This is a genomic window from Xanthobacter sp. YC-JY1 (assembly GCF_021730305.1).
Lineage (GTDB): Bacteria > Pseudomonadota > Alphaproteobacteria > Rhizobiales > Xanthobacteraceae > Xanthobacter > Xanthobacter flavus.
This window is the reverse complement of sequence record NZ_CP032674.1, coordinates 530,302-554,086: the sequence shown is the minus strand read 5'-3', so window position 1 is coordinate 554,086 and position 23,785 is coordinate 530,302. Positions and strand designations below refer to the sequence as shown.

Here is a 23,785-nt window from a genome sequence, read left to right as displayed (position 1 = left end):
TCCGATATCGAAGTCCGCGACGCCAATGGCGCCGTCCTGAAGGACGGCGACAATGTCACCCTCATCAAGGACCTGAAGGTGAAGGGCACCTCGGTGACCCTGAAGCGCGGGACGCTGGTCAAGGGCATCCGCCTCACCGGCGACCCCGAAGAGATCGACTGCAAGGTCGAGAAGGTGAAGGGCCTCGTGCTGCGCACGGAGTTCGTGAAGAAGGCCTGAGCGCGTCACTTGGACTACGCGCCAAGTCCAGTGCGGCCCATTTCGGGAGGACTGGTCAGGCTCCCCTTACGTGATTGCCCGATGACCCGGGGTTACAGACACGATTTGCAATCCTGTCTGTAACCCCGCATCCCCTGCCCCACCGGCACCTTTCCAATCCTTCATCCTGCGGCCATGGTTCAGCCATGCGCGGGGGTTCAATGCTCGCCGCGAAGCCCCTTCCGGAGAGCCCGGCCTTGCGCGCCCTTCTATCCCTACTCGGCGACATCCGCCGCCTCGCCGTGCCGTATTTCAAGAGCGAGGAACGCTGGATCGCCATCGGCCTCCTCGCCGCGGTGATCGCTCTGGAGCTCGCCTGGGTATTCGCCACGGTGATGCTGAACGAGTGGAACGTCGCGTTCTACAACGCCATACAGGAGAAGGACTTCGCCGCGTTCAAGACGCAGATCCTGATCTTCTGCGCCATCGCCGCAGGCGCCATCGTCGTGGCGGTCTACCAGATCTACCTGAAGCAATGGCTGGAGGTCCGCTGGCGGCGCTGGCTCACCCGGCGCTATCTCGGCGCGTGGCTGGGCGACGACGTGCACTACCGCCTGCGGCTCGGCGGCGATGAGGCTGACAATCCCGACCAGCGCATCGCCGAGGACGTGCAATCCTTCATCAGCCGGACTATCTCCGTGGGCGTCGGCCTGCTCGGCACCGTGGTGTCCCTCGTCTCCTTCTCCGTCATCTTGTGGAATCTGTCCGGCTCGCTGCCGCTGAACCTGTTCGGGCAGGAGCTGAACGTGCCGGGCTACCTGTTCTGGGCGGCGCTGATCTATGCCGCGGGCGGAACGCTCCTCGCCCATTTCATCGGCCGCCCGCTGGTGAAGCTCAATTTCGAGCAGCAGCGCTATGAGGCGAACTTCCGCGTCGATCTCGTGCGGGTGCGCGAGAATGGCGAGCAGATCGCCCTCCTGGACGGCGCGCAGGCCGAAGAGCGCAAGCTCGAGGGGCGGTTCTCCCACATCTTCGGCAATTTCGTCGAGCTGATGAAGGCGCAGAAGCGCCTCACCTGGTTCACCGCCGGCTACAACCAGATCTCGACTATCTTCCCCTACGTAGTGGTGGCGCCGGCCTATTTTTCCGGCCAGATCCAGCTCGGCCAGCTGATGCAGACGGCCAGCGCCTTCTCCTCGGTGCAGGGCTCGTTCTCCTTCTTCATCTCCAGCTATGTGACGCTGGCGGAATGGACTTCGATCGTGCAGCGGCTCACCGGCTTCGAGAAGGCCATCGCGGCGGCGCAGGCGAGCCGTCCCACCGAGAGCCTCGCCTCCCTTCCCGCCACCAAGGCTCTGGCGCTGCGCGGGCTTGATGTGCGCCTGCCGGGCGGCGCGCCGCTCATCGCCACCGACGAACTCCATATCGCGCACGGGGAATGCGTGCTCATCACCGGCCCGTCCGGCGCCGGCAAGACCACGCTGCTGCGGGCCATTGCGGGTATCTGGCCCTATTCGACGGGCTCCGTGCATCGGCACGCGGAGCATCGCCTCATGGTGCTGCCGCAGAAGCCCTATGTCCCGGCTGGGCGGCTGGATGTGGCCCTCGCCTATCCCCGCCCCGTCGCCGATGTGCCGCGGGACCAGATCGCCGAAGCCTTGACCGCCGTCGGGCTCTCCGACCTCGCCGGGCGGTTGGATGCGGAAGCCCTGTGGCCGCACGAGCTCTCGCTGGGTGAGCAGCAGCGCATCTCCATCGCCCGCGCGCTGCTGGAAGCGCCCGAGGTGCTGCTGCTGGACGAGGCGACCTCCGCCGTCGACGAGGCGACCGAAGCGGCGCTCTACCGCCTGCTGCGGGAGCGTCTGCCGGAGAGCACCTTCATCTCCATCGGCCACCGCAACACCCTCGTCGACCTGCATGACCGGGTGCTGCATCTCCATGGCGAGGAGATGCCGCGGATGCTGGGACCGGCCGCGCCGCCGGCGCTCAAGGCGGTGTGAGGGCAGGCGGGCGCGGGACGGGTCGAGTCGGTCGGTCCTTGCCCCTCACCGCGCGCGTCAGCTAAGTCTGGTGTTGCAGTGCATCAGGCTGCCCAGCTGCCCCGCCCCGAGGTCCCGCGTGACATCCGCCGAGCCCGCCCAGAAGCCCCGTGACATCGTCTATTACGCCCTCGCCGCGCTGGTGGGCTTCATCGGAGGCGGCGTCGGCGCCGGCTTCCACTGGGCGACGGTCAAGGCCGGCGAGTGGCCGCTGCTGTTGCGCGAGCATTTCCAGGGGCCTGAGCTTTACGCCGCGCTGTCGGTCGGCGCCGCGCTGATGGTGGCGCTTGCGGTCTTTCTGGTGCGGCGCTTCGCGCCCGAGGCGGCGGGCTCCGGCGTGCAGGAGATCGAGGGCGCGCTGGAGGGCCTGCGCGAGGTGCGGTGGAAGCGGGTGCTGCCGGTGAAGTTCGGCGGCGGCGTGCTGGCCCTCGGATCGGGGCTGGTGGCGGGCCGGGAAGGCCCGACAATCCACATGGGCGCCTCCATCGCCAAGGCCATTTCCGATGCCGCCGGCCTGAGCACCCGCGACAGCCGGGGCCTACTCGCGGCTGGCGCCGCGGCGGGTCTGGCGGCGGCGTTCAACGCTCCGCTGGCGGCCATCCTGTTCGTCATCGAGGAGACGCGGCGGCAGTTTCCCTATGGGCTGCGGACCTATAGCGCGGTCATCATCTGCTCGGCGGCGAGCGCCATTGTGGCCCAGGTCATCGGCGGCACCGAGCCGGACATGCAGATGGATGTGGCCGCCGCGCCGCTGCACTTCTTGCCAGCATTCATCGGGCTCGGCGGGGTGCTGGGGGTGGTCGGGATCGCCTTCAACGCGGCGCTGGTCTTCTCGCTGGATGCCGCACGGGGACTGGCTTTGAAGGTCTCGCCCTATGTCCTGCCGGTGGTAGTCGGCGCGGCGGTGGGGCCGCTTCTGGTGCTGCGGCCGGAGGCGACGTTCGGGGGGGAGATGCTGGCGGTGTCGCTGCCGGGCATGGGGTTGCCGGCGCTCACTTTGGCGGGGATCGTCCTGATCCGCTTCGCCATGACCATGGCGAGCTATTCCACGGGCATTCCCGGCGGTATCTTCGCGCCCATCCTGGCGCTGGCGACGGCTGTGGGCGTGTTGTTCGCGACCTTGCTTGGGAGCCTTTTTTCCCTTCCACCCCAGATGCTTGCGGCCTGCGGGATCGCGGCCATGGGCGGGCTGTTCTCGGCCACGGTGCGGGCGCCGCTGGTGGGCATGGTGCTGGTGGCGGAGCTGACCGGGGCCTACGATCTCCTGCTGCCGACCATCCTCACCTGCGTCACCGCAAACCTTGTGGCAGAAGGACTTGGCGGCAAGCCGATCTACGAAGTGCTGCTCGACCGCACCCTGCGCCTCGCCGGAATGCCCCGCCCGCCGGAGCCGGAACAGGACGTCATCGGCGGCTGGGACGAGCGGGAGCGGCGGCCGCAATAGAGGCCCGATATCGGCAGGTTCAGGTGGGGGTAGCACCGGGGGTATCGGCGGGATTCGGCACCGGTTCAGGTCGTGCCCAGTCCAGAATCGACCCCATCGGGCCGAACCTCCTGTCCAACGGTATCAAAATACATCTCGACCTCGCCCCCGAGTCCCCGCTCCGCATCGGGGTGGGCGGCATCGGGACGCGACACGGAGGACGCCCATGGCGGTGCGGCAGATCGTGAAGTTCCCCGACCCGCGGCTGCGGCAGCCGGCGGTGCCGGTCGTGGTGTTCGACGCCGCGCTGGCAGCCCTCGCAACCGACCTTCTCGACACCCTGCGCGCGGCGCCAGGCATCGGCATCACGGCGCCCCACGTGGGGGTGCTCGCGCGGGTGGTGGTGTTGGAGCTTTCCCCGGAGGAAGGGCCGCGCACCTACATCAATCCCGAAATCGTGTGGTCCTCGCCCGAGACGATCCGCCATGCCGAGGGCAGCGTCTCCATGCCCGGCGCCATCGAGGAGGTGGGGCGCCAGGCGCGCGTGCGGGTACGCTACCAGGATCTCGCCGGCGCTTTTCAGGAGGAAGAGGCCGAGGGACTGCGCGCCGTCTGCCATCAGCACGAGTGCGACCAGCTCGACGGCATCTTCTGGCTGCAACGCCTGTCGCGGCTGAAGCGGGAGCGGGTCGTCCGCAAATACGAGAAGGCGCAACGTTCCGACGCGGGCCGATGACTCCGGCTGGCGCGGAAAGCGCCCTCATTGGCCAAGCTTGTGCTTGCACATTCCCCGCCCTTGCGCTCACTCTCACAGGAATATCCCTCCCCGGCGTTGCGGTTCGGGGCGGGCGGCTGGCCTGAAGGCGGGGCCGGAAGATGCGGGCGCGACGCAGGCGAAAGGCGATTCACAGGCGAATCGGGACGGCGCGGGCATGCCTGCGGCAGCTCTTGCCCTCCTTCGCTTTGCTCCTCATGGCGCTGGGCCTGACCTCTCCCGCACGCGCCAAGGATGAACCCATCCGGCTGCAGGTGGTGGGCGGGCTCGGGGGCGTCACCCAGTTCACCCGGCTGGAACAGCCGTTCTGGGAGCGCGAGATCCCCGAGCGCACCGGCGGGCGGGTGGTCGCCACCATCATCCCCAATGACAGCGGCGGCCTGCGCGGGCAGGAGATGCTGCAGCTCATGCGGCTCGGCGTGGTGCCGTTCGGCACCGGCCTTCTCTCCGTGGTCTCGGCGGAGGAGCCGGAGCTCAACGCCGTGGACCTGGCCATCCTCAATCCCGACATGGCGACCCTGAAGAAGACGGTCGCCGCCTTCCGCGCGCATCTCGTCAATATCCTGCGCGACCGGTGGGATATCGAGCTGCTCGCCATCTATGCCTATCCGGCGCAGGTGCTCTTCTGCCGCTCCGCCTTCCGCGGCCTCGACGACATTGCCGGCCGCCGGGTCCGCACTTCCTCGGTGGCCCAGTCCGATTTGATGAAAGCGCTCGGGGCCATTCCCGTCGTGGTGCCGTTCGCGGATGTGGTGGATGCCGTGCGGCAGGGCGTGGTGGACTGCGCCATCACCGGCACCCTCAGCGGCTACGAGATCGGCCTCGGCGACGTCACCACCCATGTCCACAGCATGGCAATCAGCTGGGGAATCTCCTTCTTCGGCGCCAATTTGACCGCCTGGCAGGCCCTGCCGCAGGACGTGCGGGCGCCGATCCGTGACGGCCTCGCGGATCTCGAAGGGCGCATCTGGCAGCAGGCGGAGTCTGATACCGCTCGCGGGCTCGACTGCAACACCGGCGCGAGCGTCTGCGGGCGGCCGCAGGCTCACCGGCTGGTGGTGGTGCCACAATCTGAAGCCGACGCCGCCCGCCGCCTCAGTCTGCTCTCCGGAACCGTCCTGCCGCGCTGGATCGAACGGTGTGGCTCGGCTTGCGTCGATGCATGGAATGCCTATCTTGCGAAGCTGCATACCACGACTGCAAAAGCCGAGTGATCGCAGCCGGCCGGACAGTTCGGACGGAAGGGTATCCCTCAGGATTACCCGCGGCGCCCTCGAGCCTGGCGGATGACGCCGACGATGATCTGGCACCGCCTCAAGCTCTCCGTCATTGCCGGGACCATCGTGATCTTGGGCCTTCTGGCTATCGGGACGGCGTTGCTCGCCGATCGGAGCCTCGTCGCCACGCAGCTCGCCGCCGAAACCAATATCGAGCGCTCGGCGCAGGGTGTGGAGAGTGCGCTTAACCGGCAATTGCTGCAGGTCCACAGCGCGCTTGCCACCATACGCCCGCTGTTCGCCGCGGCCGGCGTGGCCCCCGCCTCACTGGGCGCCAACGAACTACTGCGCGGCCTCAACTTGCAGACCATCGCTTTCCGCGACCTGATGCTGGTCGCCCCCGATGGCGCCATCATCGCCTCCGCGCGCCCCCGGGGTGTGCTGCGCTCGCTGCCCCTCGCCGCGGGGCTTACCGGGCTGGAGCCCACCGCCATGCTCGGGCCGGTGCAGAGTCCGGTGAACGGCGACTGGTCGCTCTATGCCGTCCGGGCCGTCCCCGGATGGGGCGGCGTGGTCGCCGTCGCCGACGTCCCGATCCTCGCCCTCATGAAGATCCTGGCAGAGACCGGTCTTGCCCCGGAAATACGCATCCGCATCGAACGACCCAACGGCCAGTTGATGGCCTCCTTCCCCCATGACGAATTGGCAATCGGCGAGTGGCGGCACGGTGCACTGGGAACGCGCCCGCCCGACGGCAAGGCCTTCGTCACCACCGGCGACAGGGGAGAGCCGGAACTCGCCGTGGTGCGCGCCTCGTTGCCCGGCGACCTGCGCGTTGTGCTGACCACCAAGCTTGACGACGTGCTGGCCCCCTGGCGGCTCGACCGGGACCGGATGGTCGCGGCGGCGGCCATCGGCGCGGCGCTGGTGACGGCCTTCGCCGGCGCCCTGCTCATCGCCCTGCGCCAGCGCGAGAAGGTGGATTCCGAGCGGGCCCGCGCCACGGCCGTGCTCGCCAATGCGGTGGAGGCCATGTCCGATGGCTTCGCCCTGTGGGACGGAGACGACCGGCTCGTCGCCTGCAACCAGCGCTACCGCGAACTGTTCGCCATCACCGCGCCTTTTCTCATCCCGGGTGCCCGCTTCAAGGACATCATGCGGGCAAGCGCCAAGGCGCGACAACTTCCGTTCGCCGGCCCGGTGACCGAAGAGGCCGTCGCGGAAAGGGAGCGCTGGCATCGTCCCGAAAACAGTCCCGTCGAGCGACAATTGTCCACCGGGCGCTGGGTGCTGATGACCGACCGGGCCACCGCGGACGGCGGCGTGGTCGGGATCCGCACCGACATCACCGCGCTCAAGGCGGTGCAGGCGGAGCTGGCCGAGGCGAACCTGCGCGCCAATGAGGCCGCCGCCGAGGCGCAGCGCCAGAACATGGTGCTGATCGAGCGCGAGGGGCGCATCCGCTTCCTCGCCCACCACGACGACCTCACCGGCCTGCCCAACCGGGTGGTGTTCCGCGAGCGCATCGGCAAGTCGCTCCACCAGGCCGCCGAGCTGGGCGAGAAGATGGCCCTGCTCTATCTCGACCTCGACCGCTTCAAGGACGTCAACGACACCCTCGGCCATCCGGTGGGCGACGCCCTGCTGCGGACGGTGGCCGCCCGCCTCACCAATTGCGTCCAGGCCCCCGGCGCGGTGGCGCGCCTCAGCGGCGACGAGTTCGCCATCATCAGCATCGGGCCGCAGCAGCCGGAGGCGGCCACCGAGCTGGCCGGGCGCATCATCGCCCTGCTCGGGGAGCCCTATTCGGCCCTCGGCCATACCATCTCCGTCAGCGTCAGCGTCGGCATCGCGGTGGCCGAGGCGGCGTGGACCGACGCCGACACCCTGCTCAAGCAGGCCGACCTCGCGCTCTACCGCGCCAAGGCGTGGGGTCGCGGCACCCTGTGCGTGTTCGAGCCGGAGATGGACGTCCATCTGCGCGCCCGGCTGGAGATGGAGCAGGACCTCCGGCAGGCGCTGGCGCAGGACCAGTTCGAGCTCGCCTACCAGCCGATCTTCTCGGTGGTGACCGGCGCGCTCACCGGGTTCGAGGCGCTGCTGCGCTGGAACCACCCGCGCCGCGGCCTCGTCGACCCCTCCATCTTCGTTCCGCTGACCGAGGATTCCCGCAGCATCGTGGAGATCGGCGCGTTCGCCATGCGGCAGGCGGTGGCCGACATCGCCGCGCTCCCCGGCGATCTGAAGGTGGCGGTGAATCTCTCGCCGGTGCAGCTCGCCTTCGGCGACATCATCGGCACGGTGGAGGCGGCGCTGCGCGACAGCGGACTGCCGCCCGAGCGGCTCGAATGCGAGATCACCGAGACCGCCCTGTTCGAGAGCGAGCAGACCAGCCTCGCCGTGCTCCAGCGCCTGCGCGACCTGGGGGTGAGGATCGTGCTCGACGATTTCGGCACCGGCTATTCCAGCCTCAGCCGGCTGCGCCTGCTGCCCATCGACAAGATCAAGATCGACCGCTCCTTCGTGCTGGATGCCACCGAGGGCTCCGCCAGCGCCGCCATCATCGAGGCCGTCACCGTGCTCACCGGCCGGCTCGGCATCGCCACCGTCGCCGAGGGCATCGAGACCGAGGAGCAGTGGGCGCTGCTCGCCCGCACCTCTTGCGCCGAGGCGCAGGGCTTCCTGCTCGGCCGGCCCCTCCCCATCGCCGAGGCCGCGGCGCTCGCCCGCGCCGGCGCCGGCGTGCCGGTGGCGCTGGCGCGGCGCTTTTCCCCGCTGGCCTGACAGCGCGCCCCTACCCCGCCTTCCGGTACAGAGTGGTGAGGATCACCATGGGGGAGAGCAGCGGCTGCGGCGCCGCGCGCATGCGGCGGCCCAGCGCCTCCATCAACCGCCCCGTGAACGCCTCGCGGAAGCCGGCATCGCGGCCGGCATCGAGCGCCGCCAGCAGCGAGGGCAGGAACGGCGCGCGGAAGAAGCCGAGATGCTTGTCCGCCAGCGCCGCCGCATCGCCATCCAACCCATAGGCCGGCCAGAACGGGTCCGGCATCTCCCGCGCCTCCTCGACCACCAGCGTCAGCCCCGCGAACGCCCCGTCGGCGAACGGAATGCGGGCATCGGCGGCGGTGCGCTCGAAGACGAGGATGGTCATCCGCCCGCGCTCGTCGGGCGTGAGGACGCCGCCGAGGGCCAGAGCGTCCAGCTCCGCCTCCACCCAGGCCATCAGCACGGGGAAGGTGGTGGGCTCCGCCTCCGGCAGGCTCGGCTGCACCACCACGAGGGCGCCGCCCGGCTTCAGCTCCCGCGCACGGGCGGCGAGGAAGGCCCGCCAGTCCGCCGCCGCCTGCGCGGCGAAGGCAGCGCGCACCTCCGGCGCCGTCTGGCGCGGCCACACATGGCCGGCCGGCATCACCGGCGCATGGCTCATCCAGTGGGCGGCGAACGAGCACCAGCCGAAATCCACGCTGGCATCCGGCAGCACCTGCTCATGGAAGGTGCGCCCCACGGCGGAGGCGAAGACCCGGCCGTCACGCCGGAGATAGCTTTCGGGATCGTCCCGCAGCAGCTGGAACAGGCCGGAGAAATCATTGCCCGGCTGGTCGGTGTGGACGACGCTCACCGGAACGTCCGGCCCCAGCTGCCGGCGCACATGGCCGAGCGCGAGCCCCATGGGCGCCAGCGAATTGCGCCCCGTGGCGCTGCCATAATCGGCCAGCGTGACGGGGCCGTGCAGCACCATCCCCTCGAACGCCCGGTCGATCAGCGGCAGCCCATGGGCGCCGCCCTGCGCCTGATGCTGGGCATGATCATTGTAGAACCCACCCCCCTGCATGGGCGCCGGGCCCGTCGCCCGCTCGTCATCCCCGGCCATCCTGGATCTCCCGTCCGGCGGAGGATGGCACATCCGAGGGGGACGCGGTAAGCATTGACCCATTGGAAGGCAGGCCGCGGCGACACGGGCCACGGCCATCCCGGGGCGGAGGAAGCAAGGTCCCGTGCGCATCCTGCTGATCAACGTGCCGCACCCCTCCATCGGCAGCCGCATCCCCGACGATCACCTGCCGCCGCTGGGCCTCCTCGCCATCGGCGGCCCGCTCATCGATGACGGGCACGCGGTGCGCCTCGTGGACGGCGAGCTGAAGCCGATGACGGCGGCCGAGCTCGTCGCGGCGGCGGCGGCCTTCCAGCCGGATGCGGTGCTGTTCGGCCATTCCGGCTCCACCTCCGGCCATCCGGTGATCGCGGCCGTGGCGGCCGGCATCGCGCAGGCGCTGCCCGAAGCCTTCATCGTCTATGGCGGGGTGTTCCCCACCTATCACTGGCGCGACATCCTCGCCGCCGAACCCCATGTGACGGCCATCGTCCGGGGCGAGGGCGAGGAGACCGCCCGGCGCCTCATGGCGGCCCTGGCATCCGGCACGCCGCTCGCCGACATCCCCGGCATCGCCTTTCGCGACGCCGCCGGCCCGCACGCCACCCCGCCCGCGCCGATGATCCAGAATCTCGATGCCTACCGCGTCGGCTGGGAGCTGATCGATCACGCCCGCTATTCCTACTGGGGCGGGCTCCGGGCGGTGGTGGTCCAGTTCTCCCGTGGCTGCCCGCATCCCTGCACCTATTGCGGCCAGCGCGGCTTCTGGAGCCGTTGGCGCCACCGCGATCCCGTGCTGTTCGCCAAGGAACTGGCGCGGCTCCACCGCGAGCAGGGCGTCCGGGTCATCAACTTCGCCGACGAGAACCCCACCTCGTCGCGCAAGGCCTGGCGCGCGTTTCTGGAGGCGCTGATCGCGGAGGATGTGGACCTCATCCTCGTCGGCTCCACCCGCGCCGACGACATCGTGCGCGACGCGGATATCCTTCCCCTCTACCGCAAGGCCGGCTGGGTGCGCTTCCTGCTCGGGCTGGAGAATACGGATGCGGCCACCCTCGCCCTCATCCGCAAGGGCGGCGGCGTCGATACCGACCGGGAGGCGATCCGCCTGCTGCGCCGCCATTCCATCCTCTCCATGGCCACCTGGGTGGTGGGCTTCGAGGAGGAGACCGACCGCGACCACTGGCGCGGCCTCCGGCGCCTTCTCGCCCACGATCCGGACCAGATCCAGATGCTGTACGTGACGCCGCATCGCTGGACGCCCTACTACCAGCTCGCCGCCAGCCGGCGGGTGATCGAGGCCGATCGCCAGCGCTGGGACTACAAGCACCAGGCGCTCGCCACGCGCCACATGCCGGCGTGGCGGACGCTCGCCTGGGTCAAGTTCACCGAGGCGGTGCTGCAACTGCGGCCCAAGGCGCTCCGGCGCACCTATCTGGAGCGCGACGCGCGCCTGCGCCATGCCATGCGCTGGTATGCGCAGATCGGACGGCGGGTGTGGCCGCACGAGATCCTCGGCTTCCTGCGCCGTCCCTCGCGCGACACCGGCGCGACGGTCGCGGATATGTGGGGGCCGCCGCAGGACCGGGAGGAATATGCGATGGCGCCATCGCCCCGCAGGCCGGCGGAAGCGCGCGAGCCCGCCTGATTCCTCGCCTTCAACGCCCCTGCACGCCCACCAGCGCGCGGAAGAAGGCGGCGATGCGGGTGCCGAGGGGGAGGGCGTCGGAGACCTCGCGCTCGAAGGCGGTGAAGGCGGCATCGAGGCGGGATTGCTGGCGGGCCTTTTCCGGCGGCGACAGGAAGGCCTTTTCGATGGCGGTGTGCGCGAAGCCCTTCAGCCGGCGATAGCCGAGGCCGTGGTCCTGCGCGGCGCGCACATATTCGTTGGTGAGGTCGATGCGCGAGACGCCCGCATCGTCGGTGGCCAGCGTCACCGGTACCCCGGCCGAGAGATAGGTGCGGATGGGGTGGCGGCGGTCGCGCACGCCGAGGATCACGTCGGACGAGGTGAGCGCGATCTCGATGGCGACGCCGCGCGCCTTCAGCTCCGCCAGCAGCCCATCCATGTCGCGCTCGAAGCCGATGGCGGTGCCATGGCCGATGCGCCGCGCGCCCGCCGTCTCCACCGCATCGCGGATGTGGAAGTCGAGGTCGGACGGCGGCACCAGCCCGAGCCACAGCTCGCCCGCATGGAGCGCCACCGGCACATCCTTGCCCGCGAGGAAGCCGATCCACTGCATGTGGGTGCGGTAATCCTGCCGGGCCGTGCGGTAGTCCTCCGGGCCGACATAGTTGAAGCCGGCCACGATGTCCGGCAACGCCCGCACCAGCGCCGCCGACACCGCCGTCTGGGCGAACACCTCGGCCGGCGCGCCGTTGCGGTTCACCTGCGCGATATAGCGGAAATCCACCCCGCAGCCGGGTCGGGTGGCGTCCGCCGCGCAGCCGCGCAGCGCCTCCACCCGGGCGACGAGGGCCTTGATGTCCTCCACCCGGCGGCGGACCACCTCGGCCATGCCGGCCGCCTCCAGCGCCGCCAGCATGGCCTTGGGATCGCGCTCGGCACCGATGGCCTGGCCGAGGCGGCGGCGGTCCTCGCCCTCGAGCAGCGTCACCATCAGCTCGGCATATTGCACGTTGTCCGCGCGGTACTGGCGCAGCTGGTCCACCGTCATCTCGGCGGTGCGCTCCATGGTGCGCGTCCAGTCCGGGCCGCCGGCGGCGGGGTTGAACTTGGAGAAGGAGGCGAAGAACTGGTCGTGGCCCGAGGGCACCGCCGGGGTGGGCAGGAACCAGCGCAAGGAGAGGGCATCCACCAAGAGGTCGAAGGTGGTCTGGCCGCGCCAGCCGGCCACCGCGTCGGCGATGGGGACGATCTTCGGATCGGCGCCGCACGGCTTCTCGGCGCTCGCATCGGCGGGCGGGGAGAGGATGTTCATGGCCACGGGATCGAGGCACAGGCCATCCTTGATGGCCCAGGCGATCAACCGCTCGGCATAAACCGCGCCGGAGAGGTGGGTGTGCAGGTCGCCGCCCTTGGGCATGCGGTGCAGGAAGGCGCGCTGGCGGTTCGGCTCCGGCCGCAGCGCCTCGAAATGCGCGGCGGTGAGCGCCTCGGGCAGATGGCTGGCGACGACTGCGGCCCGGATGGCGACAAAAGCCGCGATCAGGACGAACGCGGCGATCAGGATACGGCGACGCAACTGGGCCTCCGGGGCGCGGGTCTCAACTCGAGCGGGAGGGTAGAGGGTTTCTCCGATTCACGGAATCGGGGAAACGGACCGGGAACGGTCATCGACCGCCTCGGCGCGCCTCACACGAACCGACGCCGTCATCGCCCGAGGCAGCGGATGAGCGGCGCGGTGGATCCCCCGGACGCGCCGGGGGATGACGGGGGTGCGGATGCGCGCGGAATGCGGGGGCGGCAGGAGCCGGCCGAACCTCAGCTCTTGGCCAGCCCGGTCAGCACCTTGTCCACGCCGGTGACGCCCACCTTCACGTTCACCTGCCGGCCGTCCTGCAGGCGGAAGGCGATGGTGGCCTCCTTGGCCGCGGACAGTTCCTTGGCGAGCGCCGCGTCGTAGGCAATGCTCGCCTCGCACTCGGTGCCATTGCACCACTGGTAGGCGAGCTTGCGGGTGTTCTGGCCGAGCACGAGGTCCACGCCGTCGCGCACCAGCACGCCGGTGGGGGTGGTGATGGCGATGGTCGGCACGTCCTTGCCGTCGCGGCCGATCTTCCACACCACGACCACGCGCTTCGACTGATTGTCGGTGATGCGTAGGACGCCGAAGCAGGTCTTCTTGCCGGTCTTGGCGCCGGCCGCCGGGGGCAGCTCCTGGCAGGTGAGCACCCAATTGTCGAACGACTGGGTCTCCGTCTTCACCGGGCCGGCGGGCGCGGCGGGCGCGGCCGGCTGGCTCTGGGCGGTGCGGTTCTGGGCGGGCGCCTGCTGGGTCTGCGCCACGGTGACGGCGCCCGTATCCTCGGAGAACAGCACGGCGAACGGCGTCGCCGCGAGCAGCGCGGCGATCGCCAGGAACGGGCTGGCGCGGAAGGAGGTGGAGCGGAACGGACGGGGAAGGATCACGAGACGCCTCCGTGGACAAGGACCCGGGGACAGAAGGGCGGTGACGAAAGGGCCGTATCAGATGACGCGAATGAAGAAACCCGAGGAAAGACCGGACAGGGGCAGATGGTCCCGCTGCGGTGCGCTCCCGGACAAGCGCTCTGCGGCACCCCTGGCGGGGCCCCGCACCCGGCGGGCGAGGATGGGACGGCACGGCGCGAAAGCCAAGCTCCGTCACGATCTTGTCCCCGGAGAAGGAACGGGCGGCGCACCTTCAAGGCACGCCGCCCGCTGGACTGATCGAGGATCAGGCGCCGCTCACCACTGGTAGCGGACACCGCCCTTGGCGCTGCCGGCCGTGTAGTTGTCGCCGAACTTCACGTCGGCATTCACGAAGCTGTTCCAGCCCGAGTCCTTGGCGAAGACGTTGAACCCGACGCCGACTTCACCGAACAGGCCGTCGAAGTTGTCGACGGTGCCGAAGGGCACGCCCGGATTGAAGATCGTGACGGCGTTGTCACCCAGGAACTCGTACCAGAGGCGGCCGGTCACGCTCGCCTGCACCTTGTAGGTGGCGGCGTCGTAAATCTGGCCACCGACGCGGGCGCCGAGGCTGCCGCGCAGGCTGTCGTTGTTGCCGAAGTCCACGAAGGTGTTTCCGGCGATGGCGAGGTTGGAGATGTTGGTGTTCACGTAGGACAGGGTGGCGAGGCCGTCGACGAACCCGCCATTGGCCCAGGTGTAGAGCCGGTAGCCGGTATCGAGCGCGAAGCCGACGTTCCGGGCGTCCGTGGACTTTCCGAAGTAGCCGATGCCCGCGAGCGTCGGCGCGTTGTAGTCCATGGAGAGGAAGTCGGCCTTGATGAGGGCGTCGAAGTACCAGTTGCCGGTGATGTAGGTGGCATACGCACCGACCGTCCCGCCCGAGTAATCCGCCGAGGTGGGCGAATTGCTGAAGTTCAGGTTGGACCCGACATAGCCGCCGAGGACACCGAACACCACCGCGTCATTGGTGGCGAACACGCTCTCCTTGCCGAAGTCGGCACCGGCCATGAAGCCGTAGATGCTCTGATTGTAGCCGGTGTCGAACCCGTAGAGGCCGCCGCCGGCCGCGAAGGTGTTGGAGGCGTCGCGAGAGCCCCAGCTGCCGACCACCTTGCCCCAGATGCCGGGGGTGACGGAGGCCGGAGCCCCGTCGATGGTCTTCACGCCTTCCTTGGTGACGAGCTGCTTGGGCGTGCCCTGCAGGTAGGTGCGCAGGTCGGCCTGGCGGTCGAGCCACACGCCGGTGGTCTCGTGCCAGATGGCCTGGGCGCCGGTGACGAGCTTCGGCAGCTCGAACACTTCCTGGTCCGGCAGGCCGATCAGGTACTGGTCGTTGCCGATGACCGTGAGGTCATAGAAGAACAGGCCCTTGTCGATCACGCCGCCGAACTTCGGCGCGTAGTTGGTGGAGCTGGGATCGATGTAGAAGCTCGCCGGGTTCGTGGTGCCGGCCACGCTTTGCACGTCCACCACGCGGATGCCGGCGAGGTTGAAGGCGCCGGGGCCGGGGTTGACGTCGTTGATGACGAGGCCGGTCGCTCCGGTGGTGACGAGGCCGGCGATCTCCACGCCGTTCACGTCGAGCCCGCCCACCGCAAGCTGGTCCGAGGTGGAGCCGGCCGCGCCGAGGAAGCTGTCGAGGCCCACCCGGCTGTTGCCGACGCCGTTCCAGGTGCCGCTCACGTAGGTCACGTCACGGGCGCCGTTGAAGGCGATCTGCCCGGGCACCTCGTCGATCATGGTCAGCAGGCCGCTCTGCAGGAAGAGCGGGTCGCCGTTGTTGAAGGTCTCGAGGCTGAAGAAGTTGGTGTTCTCGGCCACCGCGCCCTGCAGCGCCGTGACGATGCGGCCGGTATTGTTCAGGGTGTCGGTGCCGCCCCCGAAGTAGTTGTTGCCGACCGTGATCCAGGTGTTCGACGACAGGTTGTTGAAGGTGTCGTCGTTGTCGGTGAGGCCGATGCGGCCGACGATGGTGCCCTCGTTGGTGATGGTGGTGGCGCCGCCATCGGTGTCGATGACGATGTCGCTCGCCGCCACGATCAGGCCGGGCAGGTTGTTGCCGCCCAGGTAGCTCCAGGAGCTGACCAGCGTGCCGGCGCCCACGTTGATGGTGGTGCCGTCGTCGCTGTTGACCGAGATCACCGCCTCGCCCCAGCTCTTGCCGGAGCCGATCACCGCATTGTTGGTGCCGATGTTCACCGTGGCGAAGTCGGCCTCGAAGATGCGGATGGCGTTGCCCACCCCGCTCTGGTCCGCGTCGCCGCGGATGAGGCTGAGGTCGGAGGTGGTGATGTTGACGTTGTCCCAGCCGCCGGCGCGGATGCCCTTGTCGTTGGCCACGACCGAGGAGTTGAGGCCGGTGGTGACGAAGATGTCGTTGCCGGCACCGAAGGCGAAGTTGGTGGCGGTGAGGCCGTCATCGCCCGCGGCCACCGTGCTGGAGGAGCCGGTGGTGAGGAAGATGTCGCCGGAGCCGGCGAACTTGTTGGCCACGATGCCGTCATTGCCCGCGGTAATGCCGCTGGCGAGACCGGTGGTGACGGTGACGTTGCCGTCGGCGCCGATGGACTGGGCATTGATGCCGTTGCCGGAGGTGGTGATGCCGCTGGCGATGCCAGTGGAGACCACCACGTTGCCCGTGCCGCCGAACCGGCCGGCGAAGATGCCGCCCGCGGTGGCGTTGATGGCCGAGAGCGTACCCGTGGTGACCGTCACGTCGCCCGTGCCCAGGGTCTTCGAGGCGATGATGCCGAAGTCCTGCGCGGTGATCGTGGTGAGCCCCGCCTGCGCCACCGTCACGTTGCCGGTGCCGAGGACGGCGTTCGCCTCGATGCCGTTGGCGGTGGTGGAGGTGATGTTGGCGTTGGCGTTCACCGTCACCGCGCCGTCGCCGCCCTTCAGGATGAAGATGCCGTTGTCGGTGGCGGTGATGCCGGCGTTGTTGGTCACCGTCACGTCGCCGGTGGTCAGCGCCGCCGAGAGCACCTGGATGCCCTCGTCGCCGGCGGTGATCGCCGCATTGGTGGTGATGGTGATGTTGCCGCCGCCGATGTGGCCCACCGAGATGCCGTCGTCGCCGGCAGTGATGGTGCCGTTGGCGGTGGTGTTGATGGTCACCGGGCTTTCGCCGAAGGCGAGGGCGAAGATGCCGTCGCCGCCGGTGGCCGCGCCGCTGAGGCCGCCGACCGCCGCATCCACGTCGATGTTGGTCGGGCCGTCGCCCAGCTTGAAGGTCAGGATGCCGATGCCGTCGGACTTGATGGTGCCGCCCGCATTGACGTTCACGTCGATGGCGCCGTTGCCGATGTTGGCGCCGACGATGCCGATGGTGGTGGCCTGGACCTCGGCGTTGACGTTCACCGTGGCGGTGCCCGAGCCGATGGTGAGCGCGCCGCCGCCGATGGCGGGCGGATCGATCACGCCGTTGATGGTCAGGGTGGCGTTGCCGGTGCCGCCGGAGATGGCGGCCGCGCCGATGAAGCCGCCGGGGGCGACCGACACCTTCTGGTTCACCGTCACGTCGGTGTCGCCGCCGGTGTTGAAGCCGACCACGCCCGCGATGGCGGCGTTGACCGTGCCGTCAGTGACCACGGTCACCTGCTGGCCCGCGCCGATATTGCCGCCGAGGACACCGATGCCGTTGGCCGAGGTCACGGCCGCCAGCGTGTGGACGTCCACCGTGCCGCCGTCGCCGATGGAGAGGGCGCCGACGCCGAGCAGGTCACCGCTCACGGTGCTCTCGGTGAGCACCTTCACGGTGTTGTTGTTGCCGAAGGCGAGGCCGGCGACACCGAAGCCGTCCGCGGAGGTCACGGCCGCCTTGGTGTTGATGTCCAGCGAGCCGCCGGTGGCGCCGAGGATGCCGCCGACGCCGAGGAGGCGGCCGTCGACCGTCTGGTCGGTGGTGACCTTCACGGTGTTGGCGCCGCCGCCGATGGCGCCGCCGAACACACCGAAGCCATCAGCCGACTTCACGGTGTCCTTGGTGTGGACCGTCACCGCGTTGGTGTCGCCGAGCGCCAGGGCGCCGACGCCGAGATAGCGGCCGGTGACCGCCTTGTCGGTGGTCACGTCGATGGTGTTGGAGCCGAAGCCGAGGGCCGCCACGCCGAAGCCGTTGGCGCTGTCCACGGTGTCCTTGGTCTCGATGGTCAGGCTGCCGCCCGTGCCGCCGATGACGCCGCCGACGCCGAGCAGGTCGCCCGCGACCGCCTTGTCGGTGGTGACGGAGACGACGTTCGGGCCCGCGCCGATGGCGCCGCCGAGGACGCCGAAGCCATCCGAGGAGGTCACGGTGTCCTTGGTGTGGACGGTGACGGTGTTCTGGTCACCCAGCGCCAGGGCGCCGACGCCGAGATAGCGGCCGGTGACCGCCTTGTCGGTGGTCACGTCGATGGTGTTGGAGCCGAGGCCGAGGGCCGCCACGCCGAAGCCGTTGGCGCTGTCCACGGTGTCCTTGGTCTCGATGGTGAGGCTGCCGCCCGTGCCGCCAATGATGCCGCCCACGCCCAGCAGGTCGCCGGAGACCTGCTTCTGGGTGAGGACAGTGACGGTGTTGGCGCCGGTGCCGATGGAGCCGCCGAGCACGCCGAAGCCGGAGGCCGAAGTGACCTTGGCCTGGGTCTCGACGTTCACCGTGGTGCCGCCGCCGCCGAGGTTCAGCGCGCCGACGCCGAGCAGGTCGCCGGAGACTTCCTGCTGGGTGGTCACGTTGATGGTCTGGCCGGTGCCGAGGCCGAGGGCCGCGACGCCGAAGCCGTCGGAGGAGGTCACCTTGTCCTCGGTGACGATGGTGAGCTGCGAGCCCGCGCCGCCGATGAGGCCGCCGACGCCGAGGAAGGTGCCGTCCACCTGCTCGCCGGTGGTGACCTTCACCACCGAGTTGTCGCCGATGCCGGCGCCGACCACGCCCGCGCCGCCGGAGGTGACGGCCGCGGTGGTCTTCACGTCCACATTGCCGTTGGCGCCGATGGAGAAGCCGCCCACGCCGAGCAGGCCGGAGTCGATGGCGCCGGAGGTGGAGACCTTCACCACCTGGTTGTCGCCGATGCCGCCGCCCAGCACGCCGATGCCGTCATTGGTGACGGCCGCGGAGTTCTTCACCTCCACGGTGGTGGCGATGCCGGTGGTGTTGTCGCCGATCACGACACCGCCCACGCCCAGCAGGCCGCCGTTGATGGCGCCGGTGTTGGTGACCTTCACCTGGCCCTCGTCACCCACCACGAGGCCGGCGACGGCCGCGCCCTGGGTGGAGATGGCGCCGGAGTTGGTGACGTTGAGCTTGCCGTTGTCGCCGCCCACCACGCCGACCACGCCGCCGAGGTCGGCGGTGATCGCGCCCTGGTTATTGAGGGTGACGGTGTGATTGTCGCCGAAGGCGCCGGCGAGCACGCCGATGCCCGCATTGTCAGAGATGGCGCCGGAGTTCACCACCTTCACCGTGGTGCCGGAGCCCTCGCCCACCGCGATGCCCGCGACGCCGAGGAAGCCGCCGGTAACGGTGCCGGAGTTGTTGACGTCGACATTGGTGCCGGCACCGGTGCCGTTCAGATCGAGGGCCGCGCCCAGCACGCCGATGCCGCCGGTCTCGATGGCGCCGGAGTTGCGCACCGTGACCGTCTCGACGCCGGTGCCTTCACCGACGACGATGCCGCCGACGCCGAGGAAGCCGGCATCGACCACGCCCTTGTTGTTCACCGAAACGTCGTTGCCGTTGCCGACCGCGAGGCCGAGCACGCCCACCGCATAGTCGGTGACGACGCCGTTGTTCTGCACGTCAACGTCGAGGCCGGCATTGTTGTTGCCGACCTTGATGCCGCCGACGCCGAGCAGCGGGTTGGCACCCACGCTGGACTGGACCGAGGCGTTGTTGTCCACCACCGCGCGGCCGTCGCCCACGTTCAGGGCAATCACGCCGATGAGGTCGGCGTCGATGGTGCCGGCGGTGTTGGTGGTGGCGGTGCCGTTGCCGATGGTCAGCGAGCCGGCGCCGATCAGCGGCGGGTCGATGACGCCGGAGAAGTTGACGGTCGCATTGCCGTTGTTGGAGATGGCGCCGACGCCGATCAGGCCGCCCGAGGCGACCTCCACCGTGCCGGTGGTGTGGACGTTCACATTGCCATCGGTGTTGAAGCCGAGCACACCGCCCTGGGTGCCGGAGACGCTCTTCGTGGTGACATCCACGGTGCCGCCGGTGCCGATGGAGCCGGCCAGCACGCCGAAGCCGCCGGTGGCGTCGACATTGTCGCGGGCGTCGACGGTCACTTCATTGCCGGTGCCGATGCCCACGGCGAGGATGCCGGTGCCGTTGCCGGCGGTGACATTGTCCTTGGTGGTGACGTCGACGGTGGCCTTGCCGGTGCCGACCGCCGAGTTCCAGGTGGAGGGATCGTTCGGGTCGAAGCCGGTGAAGTCGCCGACACTGGCGCCGAGGGCGAAGACGCCGTTGCCGTTGGTGCCTTCCACGTCGCCGGAGACGTTCACCGTGGTGTTGGCGTTGCCGTTGAGGCTGCCGGCCAGGGCGAAGATGCCGTTGGAGCCGCCGGTGACGTCGGCGGAGCCCTGCACGGTGGTGGAGGCGGTGTTCGGGCCGCCCGTGACGGGCGCGGTGATGGCCGAGGCGAAGATGCCGGCGCCCGTGCCGCCGGTCACCGACCCGCCATTCGCGGTCACGGTGGTGGTGGCGTCCACGCCGACGCCGGTGAGGCCGACAGCCGTGGCGGTGGCGTTGATGCCGTTGGTGCCGCCCTGCACGAAGGTGCCGTTGGTGGTGACCGAGGAGACGGCCGGGATCTGCGTCCCGCCGAGGGAGAAGCCCACCGCGGTGGCGTTGATGCCATCGCCCGAGGTCCCCATCGCGGTGCCGCCGACGAACCGCAGGTCGAGGTCGGCGCCAGTGGCGGCGACGCCGTTGGTGCCGCCCATGAAGAAGGAGTTGTTGGCGGTGAGGTTGACTTCCTGGCCGAGGAAGTTGGCGCCGGAGCCCGAAGTGCCGCTGAAGAAGCCACCGTTGGTGGTGGTGTTGATGGTGCCGAGGGCGGTGAAGTTCAGGCCGTTCGTGCCGCCGCTGACAAAGGCGGCGGGCGTGGAGGTGAAGGTGATGTTGCCCAGGGTGGAGGTGAGGTTGATGCCGTTGCTGCTCGCCTCGGTGCCGGTCGCCGTGCCGGCGAAGCCGGTCATGGTGATGCTGCCGACCGCTGCGGTGGCGCTGATGCCGTTATCGCCGCCCGTCGCCGTGCCGGTGAAATTGTTGGCGGTGATGTTGCCGGCGGTGGCGAAGAGCTGGATGCCGTTTCCGGTGGTGCCCGTGGCCGAACCGGAGAAGTTGTTCAGCGTGATGCTGGTGCCGGCGTTATAGACGATGCCGTTGGCATCGCCGGTGAAGGTCGCGGCCGTGTTGTTGCTGGTGATCGAGGTTAGAGAACCGACGTTCAGGGCGGTACCGCTCGGCGCGGTCTGCACGATGACGCCAGCACCGGCATTGACCGTCGTGCTTCCGAAGATGTTGTTGTTCGAGAAGCCGTTGTTATCGGTCCCGGTGCAGTCCACCGTCACATTCGGAAAACCCGCACTGGAGCACGCCGCGTTCGCCGTGCCCGGCTGGATCACGCCCGCAAGCACCGTCGCCAGAGCGGAGCTGAGAAGCAGTGCGCGCATGCGACCCCGGTTCACCGAAGGATGCGCCTCAACGCCAGACAGGATGGTGCCGCCCGTATTGACCATCTTCACCCCCAACATGCGGCGGCAGGAGGGGAGCCCTCCGCCAGCCAGAACCTGTTTCGGCCGCCACAATCTGCGACCCATGGTTGTGGAGCGATTCTCACACTCCTCGAACTGACGCGAACTTACCCAGCGTCTGCAATCACCTCTCCGCAGGGCGCGAATCATCACTGCTCAAAAAGCGAACTTCTTCATATTCGCGTGAGGTGTTGCACTTCTGCCATAGTTTGAATTGTATAGTTATTTCAATACATTAACTATAAAGTCGGCATTTGGTGGTTGCCTGCAACCACCCTACAGCTTAGTCAAAGATAGAATAGATGACGGTAATTTAGTAGCGTGGATTGCGTTTAGACTCTGTTTGCCGTGTTGTAGCGCCGATCAAGGGAGGCGTGGCGGCCAGTCATGGAGGGATTTCGAAAGATTTCGCAGACGCAATATTTGAGTATTCATGACTGCTCTGCATCAGACTCACAGTCTCATCGTGCGCTGTTGCAAGGTAGCGATGCACCCGTCCCCAAGGTCACAGCGGTTAACAAGCGGTTAACCGTGCGTCAGACGCTGTTACCGAATGTGGCCATTATTTGTGCGGAGGCGCCACAATTGGGGGGTCTGCGTATGACCGCATTGGAGCTGCCGCTAACTCTGGCGGGGCGGGCCAGCGAATCCTCTACCATCGCGCTTGATCAGGGGCCGGCACAACCAATTCCCGCCAACGTGCCCTTTCTAGCAACGGTGCGCCGCGGCGCGGATATCCGCTTCCCCGCGGGGTCGGTGATTCTGGTGGCGGCCCCGGACCGCACGCCGGGCGCCGGAGCGGCGGGCGCGGGCGGCAGCGCACTGTCCACGACGCCGGACGCGTCGGTGGAACTGCTCATCACGCAGGCACAGTGCATCGTCGGGCGCGACCTGCCGCCGGCTTTGGCTCGGGCCTGCGAGGCCGGCCTTCTCGCGCTCCTCTCGGTTGCACGCGAGGACGAGCTCGGCGGCCAGCCCGGCGGCGACCATCTCTTCCGCGACATCCTCGCCGACATCGCCGCCAATTGCCGCCAGCAGGATTACGGCGTGGCCCAGGTGGCCCAGCGCTACAAGCTCAACGTGCGCACGCTCCAGAAGATGTTCCAGAAGCACGGCACCACGCTGCGGGAACACATCACCACCGCGCGCCTGAAATATGCGGGCGCCGCTTTGCTCGATCCCGTCAATGCCGCGAAGAAGGTGTCGGACATCGCGTTCGAGGCCGGCTTCAACGACATCGCCACCTTCAACCGGCTGTTCCGGCGCACCTTCGGCCGTGCCCCCTCGGCGTTCCGCACCGAGGCCAACCAGGCTACCGCCGGCGTCGCCCGCGCCGAGGAAGCTGACGTCAGCCAGACGGGCTGAACCCTCCGGCCATCACACCTCTTGCGATCACCCCTGCCGCGCTCACCCTTGCCGCGATCACCCTTGCCGGTCGAGCGCCTCCCGGCGCCGCCGCACCGCCGCCGCCAGCGTGTCGAGGGCGCAATCGCGCACCCCGTGCTCCGCCAGCCCCTCGCAGGTGGCGAACAGATAGTCGGCGGCCGAGCCGATGGCGCCCCGGGCGGTGGCGAGGCGGTCCACCACCTCTTCCTCGCTCAGGCCGCCGGCATACTGCACGCTGGTGCGGTCCATGGTGAAGGCGATGGCCGAGCCGATCCGCCCGCCGTCGAGGTCGATGACATCCAGCCATCGCGGCACATAGGCACCCGAGAGCATCTCGCGCCGCCACAGCAGGGAGAGCTCGTGCTCCAGCCCCTCCTCCGGCAGGCGGAAGGCGACGCCGGTGCAGTCGCCGCCCTCGTCGAGGGCGAGGGTGAGGCCGGGATGGGCGGGCGAGCCGCGTCCCACCACCGTCTCCAGGCAGAAGGCGCGATGCCAGCCGTCGATGCGGCCGACGCGGCAGGCCTCCACCCGCACGGTGGGGTTCCAGATCAGCGAGCCGTAGGCGAAGAGCCAGGCCGGCCCCTCCGGCCGTTCCGCCAGCGTCGCCTGCAGCGAGGCGGCGCGCTCGGCCTCGGTCAGCACGGCCAGATCCGGCGCATCGCGCGCCACCAGCGCGTCAATGCCGCCGGCCTCGATCAGTTCACGGGTCAGAGCATGCATCTTCATGGCTGCCCCTATTTAAGCAGGAACCGCGCCAATTCCCATGCCCGCGTCCCATCGGCGCCTCATCCTTCCTCGGGTACGGCATCCCGCGGGGTATAGGCTTGGCATCGGGCGTGGCATCGGGCTCGGCATTTGGCTTGGCAGTAAAACCCGTGCGATGAAGGGTGAGGAATCGCGACTGGAACCGCCCGCCACGGGCGGCGACCGGCGCGGGCGTCGGGGGCGCGCCGGGGGGCGCGGCCGGCTCCGATCATCAGCGGCGCAGGGTTTCCTGCGACGAGAGAGGACGAGCGCGAACG

General features: G+C 69.1%; 13 protein-coding genes. 8 read left to right on the top strand and 5 right to left on the bottom strand.

Going from position 1 to position 23,785, the window contains the following annotated elements; genetic code table 11:
- Positions 1–6: 6 nt before the first annotated feature.
- The 6 genes from D7006_RS02590 (at position 7) to D7006_RS02565 (ending at position 8,436) form a co-directional block, all read left to right on the top strand.
- Positions 7–219, top strand: coding sequence for an alkylphosphonate utilization protein (locus D7006_RS02590; RefSeq protein WP_024280870.1), 213 nt, complete (start codon positions 7–9; stop codon positions 217–219).
- A gap of 236 nt (positions 220–455) precedes the next feature.
- Positions 456–2,198, top strand: coding sequence for an ABC transporter ATP-binding protein/permease (locus D7006_RS02585; protein WP_237355431.1), 1,743 nt, complete (start codon positions 456–458; stop codon positions 2,196–2,198).
- 118 nt (positions 2,199–2,316) lie between these two features.
- Positions 2,317–3,681, top strand: coding sequence for a H(+)/Cl(-) exchange transporter ClcA (gene clcA / locus D7006_RS02580; RefSeq protein ID WP_237355430.1), 1,365 nt, complete (start codon positions 2,317–2,319; stop codon positions 3,679–3,681).
- A 205-nt stretch (positions 3,682–3,886) separates the two neighbouring features.
- Positions 3,887–4,396, top strand: coding sequence for a peptide deformylase (locus D7006_RS02575; protein ID WP_237355429.1), 510 nt, complete (start codon positions 3,887–3,889; stop codon positions 4,394–4,396).
- 212 nt (positions 4,397–4,608) lie between these two features.
- Complete coding sequence (locus D7006_RS02570) at positions 4,609–5,649, top strand: TRAP transporter substrate-binding protein (RefSeq protein WP_229646421.1); 1,041 nt, start codon at positions 4,609–4,611, stop codon at positions 5,647–5,649.
- Between the two features lie 72 nt (positions 5,650–5,721).
- Positions 5,722–8,436, top strand: a complete 2,715-nt coding sequence (locus tag D7006_RS02565) for an EAL domain-containing protein (RefSeq protein ID WP_237355428.1) — start codon at positions 5,722–5,724, stop codon at positions 8,434–8,436.
- Positions 8,437–8,446: 10 nt separating this feature from the next.
- Here D7006_RS02565 and D7006_RS02560 read toward each other — a convergent pair whose 3' ends face one another.
- Complete coding sequence (locus tag D7006_RS02560) at positions 8,447–9,523, bottom strand: class I SAM-dependent methyltransferase (RefSeq protein WP_237355427.1); 1,077 nt, start codon at positions 9,521–9,523, stop codon at positions 8,447–8,449.
- Between the two features lie 124 nt (positions 9,524–9,647).
- Between D7006_RS02560 and bchE the strand changes: the two genes are divergently transcribed.
- A complete protein-coding gene (gene bchE, locus D7006_RS02555; RefSeq protein ID WP_237355426.1) occupies positions 9,648–11,171 on the top strand; it encodes a magnesium-protoporphyrin IX monomethyl ester anaerobic oxidative cyclase in 1,524 nt (507 codons plus the stop codon).
- Between the two features lie 10 nt (positions 11,172–11,181).
- On the opposite strand, the gene D7006_RS02550 is transcribed toward bchE, so the two are convergent.
- From D7006_RS02550 to D7006_RS02540, 3 genes are all read right to left on the bottom strand, one after another.
- Entirely contained in the window at positions 11,182–12,729 is a 1,548-nt protein-coding gene (locus tag D7006_RS02550; RefSeq protein WP_237355425.1) for an adenosine deaminase, read from the bottom strand.
- Positions 12,730–12,968: 239 nt separating this feature from the next.
- Complete coding sequence (locus tag D7006_RS02545; protein ID WP_237355424.1) at positions 12,969–13,616, bottom strand: invasion associated locus B family protein; 648 nt, start codon at positions 13,614–13,616, stop codon at positions 12,969–12,971.
- A 297-nt stretch (positions 13,617–13,913) separates the two neighbouring features.
- A complete protein-coding gene (locus D7006_RS02540) occupies positions 13,914–21,362 on the bottom strand; it encodes a hypothetical protein (protein WP_237355423.1) in 7,449 nt (2,482 codons plus the stop codon).
- A gap of 615 nt (positions 21,363–21,977) precedes the next feature.
- Between D7006_RS02540 and D7006_RS02535 the strand changes: the two genes are divergently transcribed.
- Complete coding sequence (locus D7006_RS02535; protein WP_237355422.1) at positions 21,978–22,742, top strand: helix-turn-helix transcriptional regulator; 765 nt, start codon at positions 21,978–21,980, stop codon at positions 22,740–22,742.
- Between the two features lie 57 nt (positions 22,743–22,799).
- On the opposite strand, the gene D7006_RS02530 is transcribed toward D7006_RS02535, so the two are convergent.
- Positions 22,800–23,489, bottom strand: coding sequence for a gamma-glutamylcyclotransferase (locus D7006_RS02530; protein ID WP_237355421.1), 690 nt, complete (start codon positions 23,487–23,489; stop codon positions 22,800–22,802).
- Positions 23,490–23,785 lie beyond the last annotated feature (296 nt).

What these genes read in the sequence shown, in the direction of transcription:
- D7006_RS02575 (WP_237355429.1), top strand. Translation starts at nt 3,887, where the DNA reads ATGGCGGTGCGGCAGATCGTGAAGTTCCCCGACCCGCGGCTGCGGCAG.
- D7006_RS02565 (WP_237355428.1), top strand. Translation starts at nt 5,722, where the DNA reads ATGACGCCGACGATGATCTGGCACCGCCTCAAGCTCTCCGTCATTGCC.
- D7006_RS02560 (WP_237355427.1), bottom strand. Translation starts at nt 9,523, where the DNA reads ATGGCCGGGGATGACGAGCGGGCGACGGGCCCGGCGCCCATGCAGGGG.
- D7006_RS02540 (WP_237355423.1), bottom strand. Translation starts at nt 21,362, where the DNA reads ATGGTCAATACGGGCGGCACCATCCTGTCTGGCGTTGAGGCGCATCCT.
- D7006_RS02535 (WP_237355422.1), top strand. Translation starts at nt 21,978, where the DNA reads ATGACCGCATTGGAGCTGCCGCTAACTCTGGCGGGGCGGGCCAGCGAA.
- D7006_RS02530 (WP_237355421.1), bottom strand. Translation starts at nt 23,489, where the DNA reads ATGAAGATGCATGCTCTGACCCGTGAACTGATCGAGGCCGGCGGCATT.